Raw genomic sequence first — 22654 nt, forward strand, 5'->3', positions numbered from 1 at the left:
GTCACTCAATCGAAGGGAACCGTCATGAGGCGCTGTCCACGCATCAGCGGAGGCGAGCGAAGACGCCATGGACCGGTAGCGCTGCGCGATCGCCTCACCCGGGCGGCGCTGCCCCTCCTCGTCGCGTTCGCCACGGCGTCCGCATCCTTCGCCGGGCCCGCCTCGGCGCACGCCGCCGACAGCCCGACCACGTCCACCGCCCGCGGCGCCGACGCGACCGGCCGTCACACCGGCCGTCAGCTGCCGGTGACCCTGACGAAGACCGGCACCGACCTCGCCACCGGCAGCACCACCACCGCGGCGCCGGGCGACCCGATCCGCTGGGTGGTCTCCGCCACCAACCCGGAGAACACGCCGGTCTCCACCACGATCACCGACGTGATCCAGGGCGGACCGGGCAGCACCCCGCAGACCCAGACCTACGTGCCCGGCTCGCTCCAGGTGCCCCCGGGCTTCTCCAAGGAGTGGTCCACCAACGGCGGCACCACCTTCACCACGACCGACGAGGGCACGGCCACCAACGCCCTCCAGGCGAGCAACCCCAAGCTCTCCGCGCCCGCGACCGGCGCGGTGGTCCCGATCCCGCCACCGTTCAAGCCGGTCAACACGGCCACCGGCGGCGACGGCTTCACCCCCATCCTCTTCACCGCCACGATCAACGGTGTCGCCACGCCCCAGGCCTGGAACATCTACCACCACGGGTCCTCGAACACCGCCGCCGTGGTCTGTACGGACCTGCTGAGCAACGGCCCCTGTCCGGCCCCGAGCGGCGCACCCACCACCTGGCCGCAGCCGCTGAACTCCTCGGTACCCGGCGCGACCACCGGCGACCTCGGCAGCACCCGCACCCCGACCTACGTGCTGGACGGCTCCAAGCTGTACTACGCGGCGGTCGACCGGGTCGTCTTCCAGCGCATCGGCGTCGGCTGCATCGACCTCCAGGCCCAGGCCAGCTGCGGATTCACGGTCCTCCAGGAGGGCAGCGGCACGGTCATCGGCGGCGTGGTCGAGGGACCGAACGGGTTGATCTACGCGGTCTCCAGCACGGGAGAGATCCTCTGCTACGACCGCACCGCCAACGCCTCCTGCGGCACCTTCAACATCGGGCTGCCCCCCAACGAGGCCGGCGGCTTCCCCGGTGACTACGTCGGCACCATGACCGTCGTCAACGGCAAGGTGTACGCCACCGACAACCAGCGGAACCCGCTGCCGTCGGTGATGGGCTGCTTCGACCCGTCGACCGGCGCCGCCTGCACCGGCTGGGCCACCCCCAAGGTCGTGGTCACCCCCATCAGCAGCGGGCCCGCCCGGGTCGACAACGTCTTCGCGATGCACGACTCCTCGGGCGCCGCCACCGGCGTCTGCACCATCGCCGGCGGCGTCGACCAGCAGACCAACCCGCCGATCGGCACCCCCGTCTGCTTCGACTTCGCCGGCAACCCAATCGCCGCGCCCCCCGGCCTCCAGACCCTGGTCAGCACCAACGTCGGCCCCGGTGAGGCCAACTACCAGGTCCCGTTGACCATCACCTCCCCCAACGGGCACCTGGAGACCGAGTTCCCGTTCTGGCTCTACACGGGCAACACCCCGACCCTGAGCAGCACCCTGTTCTGCTACGACTGGACGATCCAGGGCCCGTGCGCCCAGTACGGCACCAACGGTGTCGTCGACGGCCCGCCCAACGTCAACGGCGGCCTCACCACTCCGTACGGCTTCGCCTACGACGGCCAGTGCAAGTACAGCCTCGGCGACGCCGGCTACCTGTTCTCCCTCGACCCGGTCACCGGCGCCTCGCCCTGCCTCAAGACCAGGGCCCAGAGCACCATCAACCCCTCGGCGTACTACTGCGACGGGGCGACCGGACACGTCCGGTCCTACGGGACGGTCAGCCTCTTCGGCATCGACCCGACGACCGTCAACTTCAACCAGTCCACGGTGACCGTGCTGGCGGCCGACGGCACCACCATCGGCACCTTCCCGTTCGACCCGGCCACGGGGACGGCGGACATCTCCTCGGTACCGATCGCCGACCAGCCCATCCAGGTCATCGGCAACATCGACCTCATCAACGACTCCTCCTTCACCGGAGGCCAGCCGCAGATGCAGGTCACCTTCGTCGGTGACGCCCCGCAGATCTGCTACGACACCACGGTGGGCACGGACTGCGCCATCACCTCCGTCTCCGACCACGCCTCAGCCGTCACCAACGGCAGCGCTCCCGTCACCTCCAACACCGCCACCCTCCAGGTCACCCCCGGGCCGGACTGCGCACCGCAGCTGACGATCAACAAGGAGGTCTGCACCTCGGGCAACGCCGCCGACTGTGGGAACGGTGGTGTCGGGCCATGGGCGAAGAACGCGACGGTCGCTCCCGGCGGCACCGCGTACTGGCGGATCACCGTCACCAACACCGGCACCGTCCCCATCACCGGCATCACCCTGACGGACAGCGTCTCGCCGTCGTGTGTGACAGCCGCGGGGACGTTCGACCTCGCAGCGGGTGCTTCGCACCAGGTCTTCTGTGACCTGACGAACGTCACCGCACACACCGTCAACGCCGTGACGGCGACGGGCCACGGCCCCGACGGTACGCCCATCACCACGCCCCCGTCCGAGGCGACGGTGGACGTGCCGTCGATCAGTATCAACAAGGAGGTCTGCACCTCGACGAACGCTGCCGACTGCGTGGAGGGCGGTCCGGGTCCGTGGGCCAAGAGCACCACGATCCCCTCCGGGAACACGGCCTACTGGCGAATCACCGTCACCAACACCGGCACGGTTCCCGTCACCGGCATCACCTTGACGGACAGCGTCTCGCCGTCGTGTGTGACCGCTGCGGGGACGTTCGATCTCGCCGCTGGGGCTTCGCACCAGGTCTTCTGTGACCTGACGAACGTCACCGCACACACCGTCAACACGGTGACGGCGTCGTTCCCGGGTCCGGGTGGCACACCGATCACCACGCCCCCGTCCGACGCGACGGTGGACGTGACCCCGCCCGCCGCACCGTCGATCAGCATCAACAAGGAGGTCTGCACCTCCACCAACGCTGCCGACTGTGTCGAGGGCGGCCCGGGCCCGTGGGCCAAGAGCACAACGATTCCTTCCGGGGACACCGCGTACTGGCGAATCACGGTGACCAACACCGGCAACGTCCCCGTCACCGGCATCACCCTCACGGACAGCGTCTCGCCGTCCTGCGTCACCGCCGCGGGAACCTTCGACCTGACGGTTGGTGCTTCGCACCAGGTCTTCTGCGACCTGACGAACGTCACCGCACACACCGTCAACGCCGTGACGGCTTCGGGCCACGGCCCGGACGGAACCCCGGTCACCACACCCCCGTCCGAGGCCACCGTCGACGTGACCCCGCCCGCCGCACCGTCGATCAGCATCAACAAGGAGGTCTGCACCTCCACCAACGCCGCCGACTGCGTCGACGGTGGTAGCGGCCCCTGGGCCAAGAGCACCACCATCCCCTCCGGGAACACGGCCTACTGGCGAATCACCGTCACCAACACCGGCACGGTTCCCGTCACCGGCATCACCCTCACGGACAGCGTCTCCCCGTCCTGCGTCACCGCCGCCGGCACCTTCGACCTCGCCGTCGGCGCGTCGCACCAGGTGTTCTGCGACCTGACGAACGTCACCACACACACCGTCAACACCGTGACGGCGTCGGGCCACGGCCCGGACGGAACCCCGGTCACCACACCGCCGTCCGACGCGACGGTGGACGTGCCTGCGCCCACTCCCTCGATCAGCATCAACAAGGAGGTCTGCACCTCCACGAACGCCGCCGACTGTGTGGAGGGTGGTAGCGGCCCGTGGGCCAAGAGCACGACGATCCCCTCCGGGAACACGGCGTACTGGCGGATCACCGTCACCAACACCGGTACGGTTCCCGTCACCGGCATCACGCTCACGGACAGCGTCTCCCCGTCGTGCGTGACAGCTGCGGGAACGTTCGACCTCGCCGCTGGGGCGTCACACCAGGTCTTCTGTGACCTGATGAACGTCACCGCACACACCGTCAACACCGTGACGGCGTCAGGCCACGGCCCGGACGGCACCCCGGTCACCACACCCCCGTCCGACGCGACGGTCGACGTGACCCCGCCCGCCGTCCCCTCGATCAGCATCAACAAGGAGGTCTGCACCTCCACCAACGCCGCCGACTGCATGGCGAGCGGCCCCGGCCCCTGGGCCAAGAACACCACCGTGCCTTCGGGCAGCACCGCCTACTGGCGGATCACCGTCACCAACACCGGCAACGTCCCCGTCACCGGCATCACCCTCACGGACAGCGTCTCGCCGTCCTGCGTCACCGCCGCGGGAACGTTCGACCTGACGGTGGGCGCGTCGCGGCAGGTCTTCTGTGATCTGGCGAACGTCACCCAGCGCACGGTGAACACCGTGACGGCGTCGTTCCCCGGCCCCGGCGGCACCCCGATCACCACGCCCCCGTCCGAGGCCACCGTCGACGTGACCGGCACCCCGTCGCTGATCGTCGACAAGAAGGTCTGCGAGTCCGACAACGCCGCCGACTGCGGTGCCGGCGGGACCGGGCCGTGGGTCAAGGAGGTGACCCTGCGCAAGGGGAACGGGCCCGAGGACATGTGTGAGCCGGACAAGTGCCTGGCCTTCTGGCAGATCACCGTCACCAACAACGGCACCGCGGACCTGACCGGCATCACCCTGAACGATGCCCAGGAGCGGGGTTGCGAGGTGGCGGCCGGGTCGTTCGACCTGGCGGCGGGAGAGACGAAGACCTTCTACTGCTCCAGCCTGATCAGTAAGGACACCGTCAACACCGTCACCGCCTCCTACGTGCCGCCGAACTCCCCGCCCGGGACCGCGCCGGTGACCACCCCGCCGTCCTCCGCGCTCGCCCGGTGCCTCCCGCCGTGCGAGGAGAAGTGCGACCAGCACCACCCCGGCCACGGCCACGGCCACGGGGACGGCTGGGATCACGCCGAAGGCCCGAAGCAGGACAACACCGGCGGCGGCAGCCACCTGGTGGCGTGGGAGAACCCCTACCTCCAGTACCAGGGTTGGACACTGCCGGCGGAGTTCGACTCGAAGCTGCCCTACCTCACCACCGGTTTCATGCTGACCGACTTCGACTGGCTGATGCCCCTCCTGGCCGCAGAGGGAGGAGCGGCCTTCTGACCCCGATCGGGCTGAACCAGCCCTGAACGGAAGAAGGGTGGTGGGGGGGGGGGGGGGGGCGGGCGGGGCCCCCCCCCCCCCCGCCCCCGCCCCCCCCCCCGCCCCCCCCGGGGGCCACCAGGGGCACCGGAGCCGGGCGCGGGGCCGCTGGGGGGGGCGCGCCCTTCGCCCCCCGCGGGGGCCCCGGCCCCCGGGGCGCACCCGGGGGGGGGGCGGGGCCCCCCCCCCCCCCCCCCCCCACCACCCTTCGTACGCTCCGGCGCGGACCTCGACGCCGAGGTGACCCGAGTCGTCCGCGTGGGTAGGCGAGGGGTCGGATCGTCCACCACTCAGGAGCAGACCAGATGACCTCACCCGAGACCGTTCCCGCCGCCCACTCCTCACTCGGCGCCGACTCACCGGCCTCCGGCGGGGCGGCACCGACAGGAGGCGGGCCAACCGGGCCGGCCTGGCTGGCGCAGGTGTCGGAGGAGCTGTGCGACGGCATGGACGCGGACGCGGCTCGGGCCTGGGCGCGCCGGGTGCGGCAGGAGTTGGCGCGGTTGAGCGGCCGGGTTCCGTTCAGCGTGATCCACGACTGGCACTGTTCGGCTGTCGGCCCGGTGCTGGCCGAGGCGAGCGAGCGGCACGGCCGGTCCGCCGCGTCCCTCCAGGCCGTCCTGGCCTTGCACGCGGGTGCGCTGAGCGGTCGTCGGGTCGACGAGGTCACCTGGCGCGCGGCCCTCGAACCGGAGCTGCGGGAGCTCTTCCACCACGCGTACCCGTACGCCGAGGCCCATGCCACGGCCGCTGCCGCCGCCGGCTCCTTCGCGCTGGCGAACGGCTACGACGCGGCCGAGGCCGCCCGGTACGGCGAGACCTACGCGGAGCTCAACACCACGGCCAACGTGCGGGCCCATGCCGACGCGAACGCGCTGGCCAACTCGGCGGCCCTGGCGGCCGCCTACGCGGCGGCGGACCCCGACGCCTATGCCGAGACCTGCCCGTTCGCCCGGGTCCGCGCGGTGGTGCGGGTGCACGCCGACCGGCGGGACGAGCAGGGCGAGCGCGCCACCTGGGCGCGGCTGGCCGACGGCCTCGCCGACTGCCTGGCCCGCGCGGCCGCGGCCTGAGCCGGGCCGCTCAAGGACCGGGCGGCCCGGGCCGGAGCCGGTTCAGCCCTTGAGCGGCCCGCCGTTGATGGCGACCCTGCGGCCGTAGCGGGTGTGCGGGTGGTAGTCGTAGGTGGCGTGGTGCTGGACGCAGCGGTTGTCCCAGAACACCAGCGTGTTGGGGGTCCAGCGGATGCGGCAGGTCAGCATGGGCCGCTGGGCCGGCAGCGCGCAGAGCAGGTCGAGCAGGGCCCGGCTCTCGTCGGCGGACAGCTGGGGGATGCGCGCGGTGTAGGCCTTGTTGACGTAGAGGATCCTGCGGTCGGTCTCGGGGTGCCGCACCACCAGCGGGTGCTCGTTCCTGGGGATGACGTATCCCGGCGGCGGGGTGTGGCCCTGGAAGGCGACGAGGCCGTCGTGCACGGCGGTCAGGCCGTCGAGCAGCCCGCGCATCGTCGGGGACAGCATCTCGTACGCCAGGTGCATGTTGGCGAACAGGGTGTCGCCGCCGCTGCCCGGTTCCGGTACGCGGGTGATGTGGAGCATCGACCCGAGCGAGGGTTCGGCGTCGGCGGTGCCGTCGGCGTGCCAGCCGTTGCCGGCGACGTTCTCGGCCGCGGCGTCGGTGCTGATCTCCAGGATGTACGGATCGGCGTCGACCGGGGGCGGGTTGACGGGGCGCAGTTCGCCGAAGTGCGCGGCGAAGCGCTTGTGGTCCTCGTCCGTCAGGTGCTGGTCGCGGAACACCAGGACGTGGTGGTCGAGGAACGCCTGCTTCAGTTCGGCCAGTTGCTCGCCCGGCAGCTCCTGCGAGAGGTCGACGCCGGTGACCTCGGCGCCGATCACCGGGGTGACGGGGTCGACGGTGATGGTCCGGTACTCCTTGGCGGGCCTGGTGGTGACGGCCCTGACGGCGTCCAGTTCGTACTGCTCCATGACCTGCTCCTGTGGTGGGGTGCTTGGTTTCGTCACAGCCCGCGGGCCAGCAGGTCCGCGAGGACCAGCCGGCCGAAGGCCAGGTTGCCGTGGATGGCGTCGTCGGCCTCGCACAGTTCGGGGCGCTGGAGGCCGTCCGGTCCGGTGGTGCGGGCCCGGAGGTCGACGAGCTCGACGCCGAGTTCGTCGAGCGCGGTGCGGACGGTCTCCTGCGCGGCCGTGAACACCGCCGGGTCGGACTGCTCCGGCACCCGCTGCGGCGGCAGCACGGCCAGCACCCGCAGGCCGAGGCCGAGTGCGTGGCGGTAGAAGGCCAGTGCGTCGCGGACGGTGGCGCGGACGACGGCGTCGAACAGCGGTCCGGTGAGGAAGCCCGGGGCGAAGCCGCCGTCGCGGCGGTAGAGGTGCCAGTTCTCCCGGGTGGCGACGAAGTGCGAGCTGAGGCCGAAGGTGCACACCAGCGGGACCGCGAGGTGCCCGAGGCCGTCCACGTCCAGGTCGGCCAGGAAGCTCCGGTAGTAGGCGTCGGCCTCGGCCTTGCGGAACACCACGTCGTGCTCGCGCGGCTCGAAGAAGTCGTCGGTGAACTCGCGCCCGGCGCCGATCGGACCGCCCTGGAAGGGGATCCGGGCGGCCTTCGCGGCCCGTCCGATCGGGCCCGCGTGCGAGTCGCCGAGCAGCAGGAACCTAGCGGGGGCGGTAGTAGTCGAGGACGGCGTCGTCACAGGTGTCCACCCCCTTCGGCTCCGCCGCCGGCGCGCCGGTCCGGACCGGTCGCGGGTCGGCCGCCGGGCGCGGGCCGGCCGCCGGGCGGGACAGCCCGGCCATGAAGTGGCGCATGACGAAGTCGACGCCCTCGGGCGTCACTTCACGCAGGTTCGGCGCGTAGAACCGGCTGCGGAACGGGAGGCCGGTGATGAGTTCGTACGACGGGAAGTAGTCCACGTCGTCGAGTTCCTGGCTCAGTTGCCCGGCCACCGTCCGCAGCAGCGACTTGGAGTAGGTGTTGGCGGTGAGCGCGTGGCCGCCGGTGGCGGTCGCGGTCAGGGGGTGCGGTGAGACGGTCAGCAGGACCCGTAGCCGCGGGTTGGCCTCGCGGGCCAGTGCCACGGCCTCCGTCAGGTCGCGGCGGACCTCCTCGAAGGTGAACTGGTGGAAGACGTGGCGGTCCGGGTCGAAGGTGCCGCGCACGGTGCCGGGGCAGGACGGGAGGACGGTGCCGTCGGCGCGGTCCCGCCACGCCTCGGTCAGGCCCAGGGTGAAGACCAGGCAGCCGGCTTCGGTGACGGCCTCGCGGATGGCGGCGAGAGTCTGTGCCCGGGCGGCCAGCATCTCCTCGGCGGAGGCGTGGCCGCCGGGTTCGACGGACGGGCGGCAGGGGTCGTGGTACCGGCAGTCCTCCAGCCACGCCTCGGTGGGCTGGGTGGTGCGGCCGAAGGCCCAGGAGAGCCACTGGCGCAGCATGGCGGCGGTGTAGATGTTCCCGGTGCGGAACGAGAACACCCCGTAGTGGCGCGCCCTGCGTTCCTCCTCGGTCAGCCCGGGCGGGGCCGGTTCCGCGTCGTACCAGTTCATGCCCCGCTCCAGCAGGGCCCGGCCGATGTGCGCGGCGAAGCAGGATCCCGCGGTGAGGACCGGTTCGTCCTGCCCGATCTCGAACGCGGGCGTCCACAGGTCGTCGATGGCGAGCGGGTCGGGTTCGGCCACGGCGGAGCGCCAGAACGAGCGCGCGGGGAGGGACTGGTAGGGGTTCACGAGGGACGGTCTCCGATGGTCGGGCGGGGCGTCGGTGCGGGACGGGAGCGGCTGGTGCGGCCCGGATCGCCGGGGCGGGGAGCGTGCCGGGATCACCTCCGGGGGCGGTCGCCGCTCTCCCCGGGCGGGTCGTCCGAGGCCGCGTCGATCGCCGCCGCCACCGCGTGCGCATGGGGCGGGCGGACGATGCCGTAGTGCGTCGTGTCGAGCCGGTGCCAGGTGCTGGGTTCCGGGAGGTGCGGGCGCCACAGCTCCCGCTGCCGCTCCGGTGACCCGGGCGAGGGCAGCCCCGGCACCGGCCGCCCGGCCAGCCACAGCCGGCTGGGCGTGGCGCTCAGCAGCGGCATCCGGTACTCGGCCATGCTCCGCAGGTTGGCCCGGCAGCACCGGGCCAGGCGTTCGGCGTAGCCGTGGGCCTCGGGACCGGCCGGCCCGGGCCCGCCCTGGCCGAGTTCGTGTTCGAACACCGCCTGGAGCTGGGCGTCGTCGTAGCCCTGGAAGAGCGCGCCGGAACCGGGCGGCGGCGGGTCGATCAGGTGGACGCCGTGGACCGGCCTGCCGATCGCCTCCGCCTCCGCGGCCATGCCCATCACCGCCCAGGCGCCGAAGGACCAGCCGGCCAGGTGCAGCCGCCGGGTGCCGTCCGCGAAGCGGGCGCGCAGGGCGGCGGCGTAGCGGCGGGCCCGTTCGGCCAGCGTCCAGTCCGCGGCCCCGGGCCGTTCCAGCGCGGGATCGGCGATCAGGCAGACGGTCAGCCGGGGGCCCAGTGCCGACACCAGGGACCGGTAGGCCTGGATGTCGCCGCCGACCGGGTGCACCAGGCACAGCACGTCGTCTCCGGTGCCGTGCTGCCAGACCACCGGGACCACGTCCTCGGTGGCGACGGCCCCGGTGGGTGCCGCCTCGGACAACCGGGTGAGGATCTCGGTGAGGGAGACCCGGTGGCTGAACCGCGTGACGTCAAGCTCGACATCGAGGTGACGTTTCACCACGCCGATCAGGTCGAGCAGGGTCAGCGAGTCGGCCCCCAGGTCGTAGAGCGGGGCGTCGGGATCGATGTGGTCGACGTCCAGCCAGTCGCACAGCCAGTCGCGGAGCAGGACGGCCGCGCTCGCGTCCGATGCGTCGGTCGCGTCGGTCGCGTCCGCCGCGTCGGTCGCATCGGCCGCGTCGGCGTCTTCGGCGGGCACCGCCTTCGGGTCGGCAGGCACGAGGGCCCGGGCGCCGGGCGCCGCGTAGAACGCCCGGGACTCGTGGAGGTCGGTGGTGGAGACCAGCACCTGCGGCAGCTGCAGTCCCACGGCCCGCGCGAACACCCGCCGGCCCTCGGCCACCGTCAGGCCGACCGAGAGGTGCGCCCGGTGGCGTGCGTCGGCCCGGGGCACGCGCAGCGCCATGCCGGTCTCGCTCCACACGTCCCAGTTCACGCCGAGCCGGACGGTGGAATCGGTGTCGCCGGACTCGTACTGGGCGAAGCCGTCGAGCAGGCTGTTGGCTGCCGCGTAGTCGAACTGGCCGACGCCGCCGAGCTCCGCGGACATCGAGGAGCAGTACACCGCCGTCGACGGCCGGTAGCGCTCGATCAGCTGCTCGACCAGCAGCGCGCCCTGCAGCTTGGCGGCGGAGGCGCGGCTCATCGCCGCGGCGTCGCGCCGGGTGATCATGCCGCCGCTCGCCACCCCGACGGCGTGGATCACGCCGTCGAGCCGCTCGGTGTGACGGCCGATCCGGGCCAGGACCTCCTCGGGCGTGGACTCGGCGAGGTCGGCTTCGACCAGTTCGACCCGGTCGGCCCAGGGCGTCAGCTCCTCCGGCAGCCGGGGGCGCCTGGCCAGCAGCAGGACCCGGGCGGCGCCGTTCTCCAGCAGCCAGGCGGCGATGCCGCGGCCGATCCCGCCGGTGCCGCCCAGGACCAGGTGCACGCCCCGGTCGGGCAGTCCGGCGAGGCCCGGGCCGGCCGTGGACACCGGCAGCGTGACCTGCTCCCACCAGTGGCCCCGGCGCAGCGCCAGCCGGCGCGGAAGTACGGCCGCGTCCGCCGTGGTCGCGGCCTCGGCGAGCAGCGCCGCCAGGGGTGCGGCCCAGTGGGCGGGGTCGGCGTCGGGGAGGTCGACCCAGTGGCCCGCCGTGGCTCCCTCCTGGGGTGCCACCTCGGCGGCGCCGGCCAGCAGGCCCGCTTCCGGCCGACCCACCGGGCCGTCCACCGGCCTCGCCCGGTAGGACAGCCACCACGGCCTGAGCCGGAGTGACCCGGCGGCCTCGGCGGCGGCCCGCAGCAGCGCGGCCGGCGTGTCCAGGCAGGCCCAGCCGGCCCGGGCCAGGCTGTCCCGGCCGACCGGCCCGCCGATCCCGAGCGGCAGCGCGTGCAGCCAGTCGATGCCGCCGTCACCCGCTCCGGTGGCCGCCAGGGCGTCCAGGAGCCGGCCGAGCGAGGCGGGGTCGGCCGGGTCGACCTCGTAGGCGTCGTCGCCCCGCCGGGCGAACACCTCGGCGACGCGGACCCGCACCACCCGGGCGTGGGTGGCCTCGAAGGCGCGGACCGCGTCCGGGGGCGCCGGTCCGTCGGTGAGCAGCACCAGGAGCCGGGAGGTGGGCGCGCCGATCGCCGTGCCCGCGCGGCGCAGCCGGGCCCAGTGCGGCTGGTGCAGCCAGGCGGCCTCCGGCAGGCGCCGCGGGACGTCGGCGGCGGCCGGAACTGCCGAGCGGGCCGGGTGCGGGGCCGGGGTCGCGGTGGCGCGGGGGAAGTCGAACTCCGCCGGCGCGAAGGCGGGCGGCGGGAAGTCCCACGGTGCCTGGGCGGGGCCGGCGGGCCAGTCGATCCGCGTGCCGGCCAGCCAGGCCGCGGCCGTCTCCTCGGCGGTGCGGCCTTCGCCCGGGACGGGTGCCCCGGTACGGGCCTCCTCCGTTCCCGCGTCCGTGATCGGCCCCGCGCTGCGCAGCCAGGCGACGGCGGAGGCGGCGTCGGGGCAGACCGCGGCCAGCCGTCGGCGGCGGGCGGGACGGCCCGCCTGGAGGTGGCGCAGTACCTGCGGATAGGCGGCGGGCCTGGCCTCCAGGTAGTCGGCGATCCGGGCGGCGTCGGCGCGCAGGCCCGCCTCGCTGCTGCTGGAGAGCAGCAGGCAGGGAGCCACGGCGGTGTCCGACGCCGCCGCGCCCGCCGTCCCCGGGGCCGGCCGGTCGGCCTCCAGCACGGCGTGGGCGTTGGTGCCGCCGATCCCGAAGCTGCTCACCGCCGCGATGCGGTCCCGGTCGGCGGGCCAGGGCCGGGCTTCGGTGGGGATGTAGAACGGCGTGGGGTCGGCGCCGAGCTGCGGGTTGAGGGCGTGGAAGCCGACGTTGGGCGGGATCACGCCGTGGTGGACGGCGAGCGCGGCCCGTACCAGCCCGACCACTCCGGCCGCCGCGCCCAGGTGTCCGATCTGGCTCTTGACCGAGGTCAGCGCGCAGTGGCCGGAGCGGTCCAGGTCGAAGGCCTGGCGCAGGGCGCCGACCTCGACCGGGTCGCCGAGCCGGGTGGCGGTGCCGTGGGCCTCGACGTAGCCGAGGTCGGCGCCGCTGCGGCCGCTGCGGCGCAGGGCGGCGCGGATCACCTCGCGTTGCCCGGCGAGCGAGGGGGCGCTGTAACTCAGCTTGTCGGAGCCGTCGTTGTTGAGCGCCGAGCCGGTGATCAGGGCGTAGACGGTGTCGCCGTCGCGGCGGGCGAGGCGGAGCGGCTTGAGTACCACCACGCCGACGCCGCTGGCGCCGATGGTGCCGCTCGCGTCGTCGCTGAAGGGCCGGCAGCGGCCGTCCACGGAGAAGATGTGCTGCGGCTGGTAGCGGTACCCGTCGGTCAGGGTCGGGTCGACCAGGACTCCGCCGGCCAGCATCACCTCGGCGTCGCCCTGGCGCAGCATCCCGGCGGCGACGTGGACGGCCACCAGGGAACTCGCGCAGGCCGCCTGGGCGGTGAAGGCGGGGCCGGTCAGCCCCAGGTGGTAGGCCGCCTTGGTGGCGAGGAAGTCCTTGTCGTGGTGCAGGGCCAACTGGAAGCCGTCGGGCAGGCGTTCGGGGTCGGCCTCGCGGAGCATGGACTGGAAGTAGGTGTTCTCGCCGGCGCCGGCGACCAGGCCGACGCGCAGGCCCGACGGGTCGGCGATCCCGGCGTGTGCCAGTGCCTCGACGCAGCTCATCAGCAGGTGCCGTTGCTGGGGGTCCATCAGCCGGGCCTCCGGCCGGATGATGCCGAAGTGCTCCGGGTCGAAGTCCAGTGGGCCGTCCAACTGGCTGCGCGCCCCGACCAGGCCGTCGGCGGCGTCGAAGTGTTCGATGCCGGTGCCGCCCGTGGTGACCATCCGCCAGAACGCGGAGAGGTCGGACGCGCCCGGGAGCCGGACCGCCATGCCGACGACCGCGATCGGCTCGTCCACGGCGGGCGGGGTGGCCTCGGCGGGCGGGGCAGTCACAGCGGGCGGGTCGGTGGCGGCGGCCGTCGCGGGCCGGTCCAGGAAGGCGGCCAGCGCCCGTACGGTGACGTGTTCGAAGAGGTCGGCGACGGTGAAGCGCAGGCCCGCTTCGGTGGTGCAGTGGAGGTGGAAGCGCATCAGGGCCAGGCTGGAGGCTCCGGCGTCGAAGAAGGTCTGTCCCGGGTCGATCGTCAGACCGGTGACCGCCTCGAACGCCTCGGTCAGCAGGGCTTCGCGTGCCGTCAGGCCGGCCGCGCGGGCCGTCAACCGGCGCAGTTCCCGCCCGGCGGAGCGCAGCGCGCCCCGGCGGTCCAGCTTGCCGCTGGGGGTCCTGGGCAGCTCCTCCACGACCCGGAAGCGGGCGATCCGGACGTGGCCCGGAAGCAGCGGCGCCAGGTGCGCGGTGAGGTCCTCGGCGGTGGGCGCCTCGCCGCGGCACTGCAGGCAGGCCACCAGCTCCCCGCCGTCGGGGGCCACCACGGCGTTGACGACGGCCGGGTGCCGCAGCAGGGCCGCCTCGACCTGTCCCGGTTCGAGCCGGTGTCCGCTGAGCTTGATCTGGTCGTCGTCGCGGCCCAGGAAGTGCAGCCGGCCCTGCCGGTCGAACCGGGCCCGGTCGCCGCTGCGGTAGCAGAGGCCGAGGCCGGGCAGCTCGACGAAGCGCGTGTCGTCGAGCTTCGGGTCGCCGAGGTAGCAGCGCGCCACCATGGTGCCGCCGATCAGCAGGGCGCCGGCGCGGCCGGGGGGAACGGGCTCGTCGGCCTCGTCGACCACCGTGAGCACCGCGCCCGCCACCGGCCGGCCGATGGCGGGGCGCTCGGGCCACCGGGACGGGTCGCCGTCCAGGCACAGGCTGCTCACCACGTGGGTCTCGGTCGGGCCGTAGTGGTTGAACAGCCGTGCGCCGGGCAGACCGGCGAACCAGCGGCGGATCGCGTCGGTGCACACCAGTTGCTCGCCGGCGGTGACCACCTCCCGCAGCCGGGAGGGGTAGCGGCCCAGGTGGACGGCGTGCTCGGCGAGGAGCTGGAGGGCGACGTAGGGCATGAAGACGCGCTCGATCCCGGCCGACTCCAGCTGCTCCAGCAGTGCGGGGGCGTCCTGGCGCCAGCCGGGCCGCACCAGGTGCAGGCAGCCGCCGCCGCACAGCGTCCCGAAGACCTCCTGGAAGGACACGTCGAAGGAGAGCATGGAGAACTGCTGGGTGGCCGCCGGGGCCGCCAGTCCTCCCGACGCGGCCTGCCACTGCAGCAGGTTGGCCAGGGTGCGGTCGGACACCTGCACGCCCTTGGGGACACCGGTGGAGCCCGAGGTGAACAGGGTGTAGAGCGGACGGGCTCCGCGGTGCGCCGGGGCGGTGGCGGGTGCGGGTGCCGTGGTGAGGGGTGACAGCACCACCGGGTGGCGTGCGACGCGGCCCGGGTCGACGGCGTCGAACTCCGGGTCACCGCCCGGTGGGAGCAGCACGCACAGCGGCTCCGCCTGGTCCAGCACCTGCCGGCGCAGGGCGGGCGGGTAGGACGGGTCCAGCGGCACGATGGTCACGTTGAGCCGGGCCAGTGCCAGCAGCGCCACCACGTGCTCGACCGACGGCCGCAGGTGCAGCGCGACGCGGCACGGGCGGTCGTCCTCCTCCGGCAGCGGGTGCGCGGCCCGCAGTTCGGCGGCGAGCGCCGCCGCGTGGGCGTCGAGTTCGGCGTAACTCAGCGACCGGCCTTCGGACTTCAGGGCCGGTGCGGCGGGTGTGCGCGCGACCTGCCGGGCGAAGCCCTCGGCCACCGTCGTCCAGGCGAGCGCCGTCGAGGCGCCGCGGCCGGGCTCCGGCAGTGCTCGGCGGTAGGGTGCCGCGAGCTGGGCCGGGGTCGCCGTCCCGCCGTCGGCGAGCAGGTCCAGGCCGCGCCGGAACAGGCCCGCCATGGCCGCCACCTCGGCGGCGTCGAAGCGGTCGTCGGCGTACTCCCACAGGCAGTCGAGCCCGCCCTCGTGCTCGACGACGGACAGCGTCATCGGGCACTTGGCCTCGGCCGGGGCCCACCACAGCGGGCGGGAGGCGCAACCGGGCAGGGCCAGCGCGGCGAAGTCGGTGTTCTCCAGGACGAAGAGGTAGTCGAAGGGGGTGTCGCCGCCGGCCGGTTCCCGGTCGGCCAGGACGTCGGCCAGCGCCACGTCCTGGCGGTCCAGCACCCGGCGGGCGTCGGCGCCCAGGCGCAGCAGCTGGCCGCGCAGGTCCTCGCGGGGCGCGACGGCCTGCGGCAGCAGCACGGTGTTGGCGAACATGCCGACGCTGGCCTCGAACTCCTGGACCGGCCGGTTGGCCACCGGGGCGGCGATCCGCGGCCGGGCCGCGCCGGTCACCCCGTACAGGCTCCAGGCGAAGACGCCGAGCAGCAACTCGAAGCGGGTCATGCCCAGTTCGGCGCAGAGCCGGTCCACGGCGGCGCGCCGTACGACGTCCAGCGAGGTGTGCAGCAGGCGGGCCGCGGAGGCGGGCTGGGGGCCGGCCGGGTCCAGCGGGTCGTGGTCGAGCGCCTCGTGGTCGGGCGAGTCGTCGGTCCGGGCGTAGTGGGCCCGCAGTTCGGCACGCTGGGCCCGGTAGGCGGGGCCGGCGAACCAGTCGGCCTGCCAGGCGGCGTAGTCGAGCGGGGTGCGCGCCGGGGCGCCGTCCGTGGGACGCGCGGCCTCGGCGGCGCCGTCGTGCGCGTGCCGATAGCCGGTCGACAGGTCGGCCAGCAGGACGTTGAGCGACCAGCCGTCGACGGCGATGTGGTGCAGGTGGAGCAGCAGCACCCCGCCGCCGTCCTGGGGCAGCCAGCGGGCACGCAGCATCCGGGGGCGCGCCAGGTCGAACGACGCGGCGAAGAAACGGTTCGCCTCGGCGCGGGCACCGTCCTCGGTACGGGCACCGTCCTCACCGCGCGCACCGTCCTCACCGCCGACCCCGACCTCCTCCGGGGAGCAGCCGGGTTCGGGTTCGGTCCACGGGTCGTACGGCTCCCCGACCAGCTGGCGCAGGCCCTCGGGCGCGGCCCGGAAGGCGGTGCGCAGGGCCGCGTGCCGCCGCACCAGCTCCCGCAGCGAGGCCCGCAGCGCGTCGGCGTCGACCGCGCCGTCCAGCCGGAAGGCCAGTTCCACCGCGTACGCCCGGGAGCGCGGCGCCCGCTGCTGCAGCAGCCACAGGCGTTGCTGCTCGCTGGTGGCGGGCGCCGAGCGCGCCCGGGTGGGGGCGGGCGGCACCGGGTAGGGCGTGGCGGCGGCCAGCCCGGCCTCCGCCACGGCCCGGGCGATCCCGGCCACGTCCCCGGTCAGCACGCGGGCCTGGGGCAGTTCGCAGCCCCAGCGCCGGCGCACCTCGAAGCGCAGCCGCAGCGCCTTGAGCGAGTCCCCACCGGAGGCGATCCAGCGGTCGTCCAGCCGCAGGTCCGGCACGCCGAGCACCTCGGCCGCCAGGGCCAGCACCTCGCGCTGCCGGTCGGTGGTGGCCTCGGCCTCCGCGCGGTCGCCCTCCGGGCGGCGCCAGGGCCGGTCCTCGCGGCGCAGCAGGGCGGCCTGGTCGACCTTGCCGTTGGCGGTCAGCGGGAGCGCGTCCACCAGGTGGATGTGATGGGGCCTCATGTAGCCGGGCAGCCCGGCCGCCAGATGGCGGTCGAACTCCTCGAACGGGACGTCCTCGCCGAGGACGACGTACGCCAGCAGCTCGTTCGGGCCGTGCTCCCCGGCCCTGCGGGTGCAGACGTACGCCTGCCGCACCGCCGGGTGCCCGAGGATCTGCCGCTCCAGCTCGCCGGGCTCGATCCGGAAGCCGCGGACCTTCACCTGGCGGTCGGCGCGCCCGACGTACTCGATCAGGCCGCCGGCGTCGGCGCGCACCAGGTCCCCGGTGCGGTAGTGCGTCGCGCGGCCGTCGTCGTACCAGGGCAGCCGGACGAAGCGGCGCTCCGTCTCCTCGGGCAGGTTGCGGTAGCCGGCCGCCAGACCGGCACCGGACAGGAGGAGTTCGGCCACCTCGCCGGGCGCCGCGGTCCGGTCGCCGTCCGGGACGACCAGCACGGCCCCGGTCCGCGGCAGCGCCCGTCCGATCGGGACCACGTCGCCGTCGAAGTCGCGCGGGACGGGGTGGCACAGCGCGAAGGTGGTGCCCTCGGTGGGGCCGTAGACGTTGTGCAGCCGGGTGGGGGCCGCCGCGTTGTGCCGGTACCAGCGGCGGATCAGCCGGGCGTTCAGCTGCTCGCCGCCGACCAGCAGCTGCCCGACCCCGGCGAAGCAGGACGGCTCCGTGTCCACCACCGCGTTGAACAGGGCCACCGTGACGAAGGCCGTGTCGATGCGCTCCCGCAGCAGGGCGGCCGCCAGTCGGTGCGGCGTCTGGACGGCTTCGTCACCGAGGACGACGCAGCAGCCGCCGGTCAGCAGCGGCACCCAGACCTCGAAGCTGAGGGCGTCGAACGCCGGATTGGACAGGCAGGCGTAGCGGGCCCCCTCCTCGATGCGGATGTACCCCGGGGCGGCCAGCCGCAGGATCCCGGCGTCCCGCACCTCGACGCCCTTGGGGCGGCCCGTGGTGCCCGAGGTGTAGAAGAGGAAGGACACCGGTGCCCCGGTGGAGACCGTGTCGTCCTCGGCCGGTCCGGCGGCGAGCAGCGCCGCCGCCGCCAGCGCGAGCAGCCCGCCCGGCAGGTCGTCGGGTGCCGTCCCGCCGTGGACCACTGCCACGCTGCCCGAGTCGGTCAGGATGTGGCGCCGGCGGTCCGCCGGGCTCTGCGCGTCCAGCGGGACGACCTGGGCGCCGAGCCGCAGGACGCCCAGCATGACGCAGACCAGCTGCCAGGAGCGCGGCAGGCAGACCGCCACCGCCTGGCCGGGGCGGACGCCGGCGCGGCGCAGCCCGTGGGCCACCGCCACGGCGGTGGCGTCCAGGCCGGAGTAGTCCAGCCGCACGTCTCCGTCGACCAGCGCGGCCGCACGGGGGGTGCGCAGGGCCTGCTCGTGCACGGCCCGGGCCAGGCCGGTGGCCGGGGGCGCGGCGGGTACGGCGCTCTCGGCGCGCATCAGGCCTCCACGGCGGGCTCGGCGGACGGCTGTCCAGGCGGCGGGGGCACCGGGAACCGGTCCAGTTCGGCGGCGATCAGCTCGGCTATCCGGGGCACCGCCGCGCTCTCCAGCAGGTCCCAGTGGCCGCCGGCGACCGGCTCGACCAGCAGGCCGCCGCCGGCCCGCCGCTGCCAGAACGCGCGTACCTCCAGCGCCTGTTGCCGCTGTTCCTGTTGCCGCTGTTCCTGTTCCTCCGCCCCGTCCCCGGCGGCCTCGACCAGCACCAGCCGGGCCGGTGAGGGCGGCGCCTGGTAGTCGCGGGCGGTCATCCGGTTGTGGTTGTAGATCCGGAAGTACCGCTCGATCTGCTCGTCCTCGATCCCCGGGTACATCCCGTTGAACCGGACGAGCTTGTCGCGGAACTCCGCCATCGGCACCGGCTCGATCGAGGCGAGCCGCTCCGCGTCCTCGGTGCCGTGGGTGTCGAGCAGCACCACGCTGAACCGGGTGTGCCCGGCCAGGGCCAGCCGGCGCCCCATCTCGTGGGCGACCAGCCCGCCGTAGGAGAGCCCGCACAGCACCAGCGTCTCGTCCGGCCGGGGGTCGACCAGGGCCAGGTACCGCTCCGCCATGGCCTCGACGGTGGGCAGCGGCGTCTCCCCGGGGTTGATCCCGGGCGACTGCATCCCGAGGACGCCGACCCGCTCGGGCAGCGCCGCGGCCAGCGGCAGGTAGCAGAAGGCGGTGCCGCCGGCCGGATGGACGCAGACCACCCGCTGCCGGCCGTCCCCCGCGCGGAACTCGACCAGGTTGCCGTCCGGTGCGCCCGCCGCGGTGCCCGACGCCCCCGCCCGGATCCGTTCGGCCAGGGCCTCGATGGTCGGGTTCTGCACGATCTCGCGGATCGGCAGGGTCTCGCCGAACTCCTCGCGGACGGCCAGGGCCACCTTGATGGCGGAGATCGAGGTGCCGCCCAGCTCGAAGAAGTCGTCGGATATCCCGATGCCGGGATGGAGCAGCACCCGCCGCCAGATGGTGTGCAGCGCCATCTCCACGTGGTCCCGCGGGCTCGCCGTGTTGACCTGGGTACGGGTCGCCGAGCGGGCGGCGTCCAGCAGCGCTGCGCGGTCCAGCTTGCCGCTGCGGTTGAGCGGCAGGCGCGGCAGTTCGACGAACAGCGCGGGGATCATGTAGTCCGGCAGCCGCCGCGCCAGGGCGGCACGCCACTCGTGCGGTCGGCGCGACTGCGCGTCGTCCCGGCCCTCGTCCAGGCCCTCGCCCAGGCCCACGCCCGCCACCAGACGCAGCTCGCCCGTGGCGTCGCGGTCGGCCAGCACCGCCGCCTCCCGCACACCGGACAGGGCCAGCAGCGCGGCCTCGACCTCCCCCGGCTCGATCCGGAAGCCGCGCAGCTTGACCTGGTCGTCGGCGCGGCCGAGGAACTGGGCGTTGCCGTCCGGGAGCCAGCGGGCCAGGTCGCCGGTGCGGTAGAGGCGTTCACCGGGCACGAAGGGGTCGTCGCGGAACCGCTCGGCGGTCAGGTCCGGGCGGTGCAGGTAGCCCCGGGCGAGGCTCGCCCCGCCGAGGTGGACCTCGCCGGTCACCCCGGTCGGCACCGGCCGCAGCCGGCGGTCGAGCAGGTAGAGGCGGGTGTTGTCCAGGGGGCGGCCGATCGGGCAGGGCCGGTCCAGCGGCTGCGGGTCGGTGTAGGCGGTGCTGTAGAGGGTGGCCTCGGTGGGCCCGTAGCCGTAGCAGACGCGCAGGCCCGGCAGCGCCTGCCGGAGGCGGTGCAGCGCCCGCTCCGGGAGGGGCTCCACCCCGGTGAGCAGCTGACGGAGCGTCAGCCCGGCCAGGCGGGCCCCGGGGTCCTCGTCGATCCACGTGACGTAGGACGGCGGCAGGAAGGCCTGTACGACGCGGTGCTCGCGCATCCAGGCCAGCAGTTCCTCCGGGTCGCCGCGCAGCTCCTCGGGGACCAGGTGGAGCACGGCGCCGGTGGTGAGCGGCAGCAGCAACTCGTGCACCGAGGCGTCGAATCCGATGCTCGACCAGGCGGAGGCCGCCTCGCCGGGGGTGGCGCCGAACCGCGCCAGCCAGGTGTCGAGGAGGTTGGTGACGCTGCCCCTGGTCACCGCCACGCCCTTGGGGCGGCCGGTGGAGCCCGAGGTGTAGATGACGTAGGCGAGCTGCGACGGCCCGGCCGTGACCTCCGGCGCGTCGTCGCGCCGCGCCTCGGCCTCGACCGCGCGCAGGGAGTGCCGGCCCTCGGAGGGGAGTTCGGCGTCGCTGAGCACCAGGGCCGGCGCCGCGTCCTCGACCATCGCGGCCAGCCGCTCGACCGGCTGCCCCGGGTCCAGCGGCAGGTAGGCGGCGCCCGCCTTGAGGATGCCGAGGACGCCCACGACCAGCTCGGTCGAGCGTCCGGAGTGCAGGCCGACCACCTGGTCCGGGCCGACGCCGCGGGCGATCAGCGCGTGCGCCAGCCGGTTGGCGCGGCGGTCCAGCTCGGCGTAGTCGAGCCGCTGCCCCGCGCAGACCAGGGCCGGAGCGGTGGGGCGGGTCCGCACCTGGGCCTGGAAGCGCTCGACCAAGCCGGCCGAGGCCTCGTCCCGGCCGTCACGGCGGGTACGGTCGGCGCGGTCGGCGCGGTCGGCTCCGCTCCAGTCCGACAGGACCAGGCGGCGCTCCTCCTCGTCCATCAGCTCCAGGTCGTCCACGCCCAGGTCGGGCCGGTCGACCAGCTGGGTCAACACCCGGCGCAAATAGCCCGCGTAGCGCTCGACTGTCCGGCGGTCGAACAGCGCGCAGGCGTAGTCCAGGTACCCGGTCACCCGGCCGTCCTCCTCCTCGGCCAACGACAGGGCCAGGTCGAACTTGGCCGCGGCGTACGGGATCGGGAACGGCTCGACCTCGATCCCGGGCAGGTCCAGCGCGCCGTTCCGGGAGGGCTGCCAGGCGAGCATGGTCTGGAACAGCGGTGTGTGGGCGGTGCTGCGCGGCGGGTTGACCAGTTCCACCACCTGCTCGAACGGCAGGTCCTGGTGCTGCAGGGCGGCCCGCAGCGCGGCGCGCGTCTGCTTGAGCAGGGCCGATCCGGTCGGCGAGTCCGCCAGATCGACCCGTACGGCGAGGGAGTTGACGAAGAAGCCGACCAGCTCGGAGAAGCCGCCGCGGCGGCGGTTCGCGCTCGGGACGCCGACGACGATGTCGCTCTGGCCCGTCAACCGCGACAGCACCACGGACCAGCCGGCCAGCACGGCCGTGAACAGCGTGGCGCCCTGCTGCCGCGCGAGCTCCTTGAGGGCGGTGCCGAGCTCGCCGTCGACGAGGACCGGCACCCGGCCGCCACGGTAGTCCTGTTCCGGCGGACGGGGGCGGTCGGTGGGCAGTTCGAGCAGGGTCGGCGCGCCGGCGAGCGCCGCCCGCCAGTGGGCGGCCTGCACCGCGGGTTCGTCCCCGGCCGCCCACGCGCGCTGCCAGCGGGTGTAGTCGGCGTACTGCAGGGACAGCGGCGGCAGCGGGGAGTCCGCGCCGTCACGGAAGGCCGCGTACAGCGTTCCGACCTCGCGCAGGATCACGTTCATGGACCAGCCGTCGAACACCGTGTGATGCAGTGTCAGCAGCAGCACGTGGTGCTCCTCGGCCAGGGCGATCAGCCGGCCGCGCGCCAGCGGGCCCCGACCCAGGTCGAACGGCGTGTCGGCCTCCGCCCGTTGCAGGGCGGCGACGCGCGCCCCGGCGTCCGGAAGCCCGGTCAGGTCGTCCGTCACCAGGGCGTAGCCGGAGTCGGGCGGACCGACCAGCTGGTGGACATCGTCCCCGGTGGCGACCAGCCGGGTGCGCAGCACCTCGTGCCGGGAGACCAGTTCGTCGAAAGCCCGGGCGAGCACCGCGCGGTCCAGCGGCCCGCGCAGGGCGAAGGCCAGGGTCTCGTTGTACGCCGTGTCGGCGCCGTCCAGTTGTGCCAGCATCCAGAGCCGCCGCTGCCCCGGCGACAGCTCCGGGAGCGGGCCTCCGGCCGCCGCCGGGCCGCCGTCCTGTCGCGCGGGAGGCGCGTCCGCCTGGTCGGTGGTGGTGCCGTGGGGCTGGTGCGTCTGCGACAAAGCCGGACCTTTCCAGGGGAGGGTCACTGCAGGGATCGACGGCGCAGTGGGGGCGGCGGTGCGTGGCGGCAGCGGGTCGGTGACCCGGCGGCGCGGAGGGATCGCCTCGATCGGTGCCCGGTCA

The 22654-nt window shown here is 74.2% G+C and carries 7 protein-coding genes; 2 read left to right on the forward strand and 5 right to left on the reverse strand.

Translation table 11 applies throughout. The features are described 5' to 3' along the window. The first annotated feature begins 24 nt into the window (after positions 1-24). Together ACGF13_RS32490 and ACGF13_RS32495 are read left to right on the forward strand one after the other, a co-directional pair. Positions 25-5172: a hypothetical protein gene (locus ACGF13_RS32490; protein WP_392882131.1), complete on the forward strand. Its 5148-nt coding sequence runs from the start codon at positions 25-27 to the stop codon at positions 5170-5172. Positions 5173-5516: 344 nt separating this feature from the next. Further along, on the forward strand, positions 5517-6284 hold the full coding sequence (locus tag ACGF13_RS32495) for a SpcZ (protein ID WP_392882133.1): 768 nt from the start codon (positions 5517-5519) through the stop codon (positions 6282-6284). A gap of 42 nt (positions 6285-6326) precedes the next feature. Here the strand turns inward: ACGF13_RS32495 and ACGF13_RS32500 are convergent, their stop codons facing one another. The 5 genes from ACGF13_RS32500 to ACGF13_RS32520 form a co-directional block, all read right to left on the reverse strand. Next, complete coding sequence (locus ACGF13_RS32500) at positions 6327-7199, reverse strand: TauD/TfdA dioxygenase family protein (RefSeq protein WP_392882135.1); 873 nt, start codon at positions 7197-7199, stop codon at positions 6327-6329. Positions 7200-7231: 32 nt separating this feature from the next. Next, positions 7232-7924, reverse strand: a complete 693-nt coding sequence (locus ACGF13_RS32505; RefSeq protein ID WP_392882137.1) for a hypothetical protein — start codon at positions 7922-7924, stop codon at positions 7232-7234. Continuing rightward, the gene (locus ACGF13_RS32510) at positions 7887-8954 is read right to left on the reverse strand and encodes a GSCFA domain-containing protein (RefSeq protein WP_392882139.1); all 1068 of its coding nucleotides are present in this window, start codon (positions 8952-8954) and stop codon (positions 7887-7889) included. The genes ACGF13_RS32505 and ACGF13_RS32510 overlap by 38 nt, the downstream gene beginning before the upstream one ends. Positions 8955-9046: 92 nt before the next feature. After that, positions 9047-18445 carry an amino acid adenylation domain-containing protein gene (locus tag ACGF13_RS32515; protein ID WP_392882141.1) on the reverse strand — a complete coding sequence of 3133 codons (9399 nt, stop codon included), beginning with the start codon at positions 18443-18445 and terminating at the stop codon, positions 9047-9049. Then, positions 18445-22530, reverse strand: coding sequence for an amino acid adenylation domain-containing protein (locus ACGF13_RS32520; RefSeq protein ID WP_392882143.1), 4086 nt, complete (start codon positions 22528-22530; stop codon positions 18445-18447). The genes ACGF13_RS32515 and ACGF13_RS32520 overlap by 1 nt, the downstream gene beginning before the upstream one ends. Between the last annotated feature and the right edge of the window lie 124 nt (positions 22531-22654).

Source organism: Kitasatospora sp. NPDC048286 (assembly GCF_043201735.1).
In the GTDB taxonomy this organism is placed as follows: domain Bacteria; phylum Actinomycetota; class Actinomycetes; order Streptomycetales; family Streptomycetaceae; genus Kitasatospora.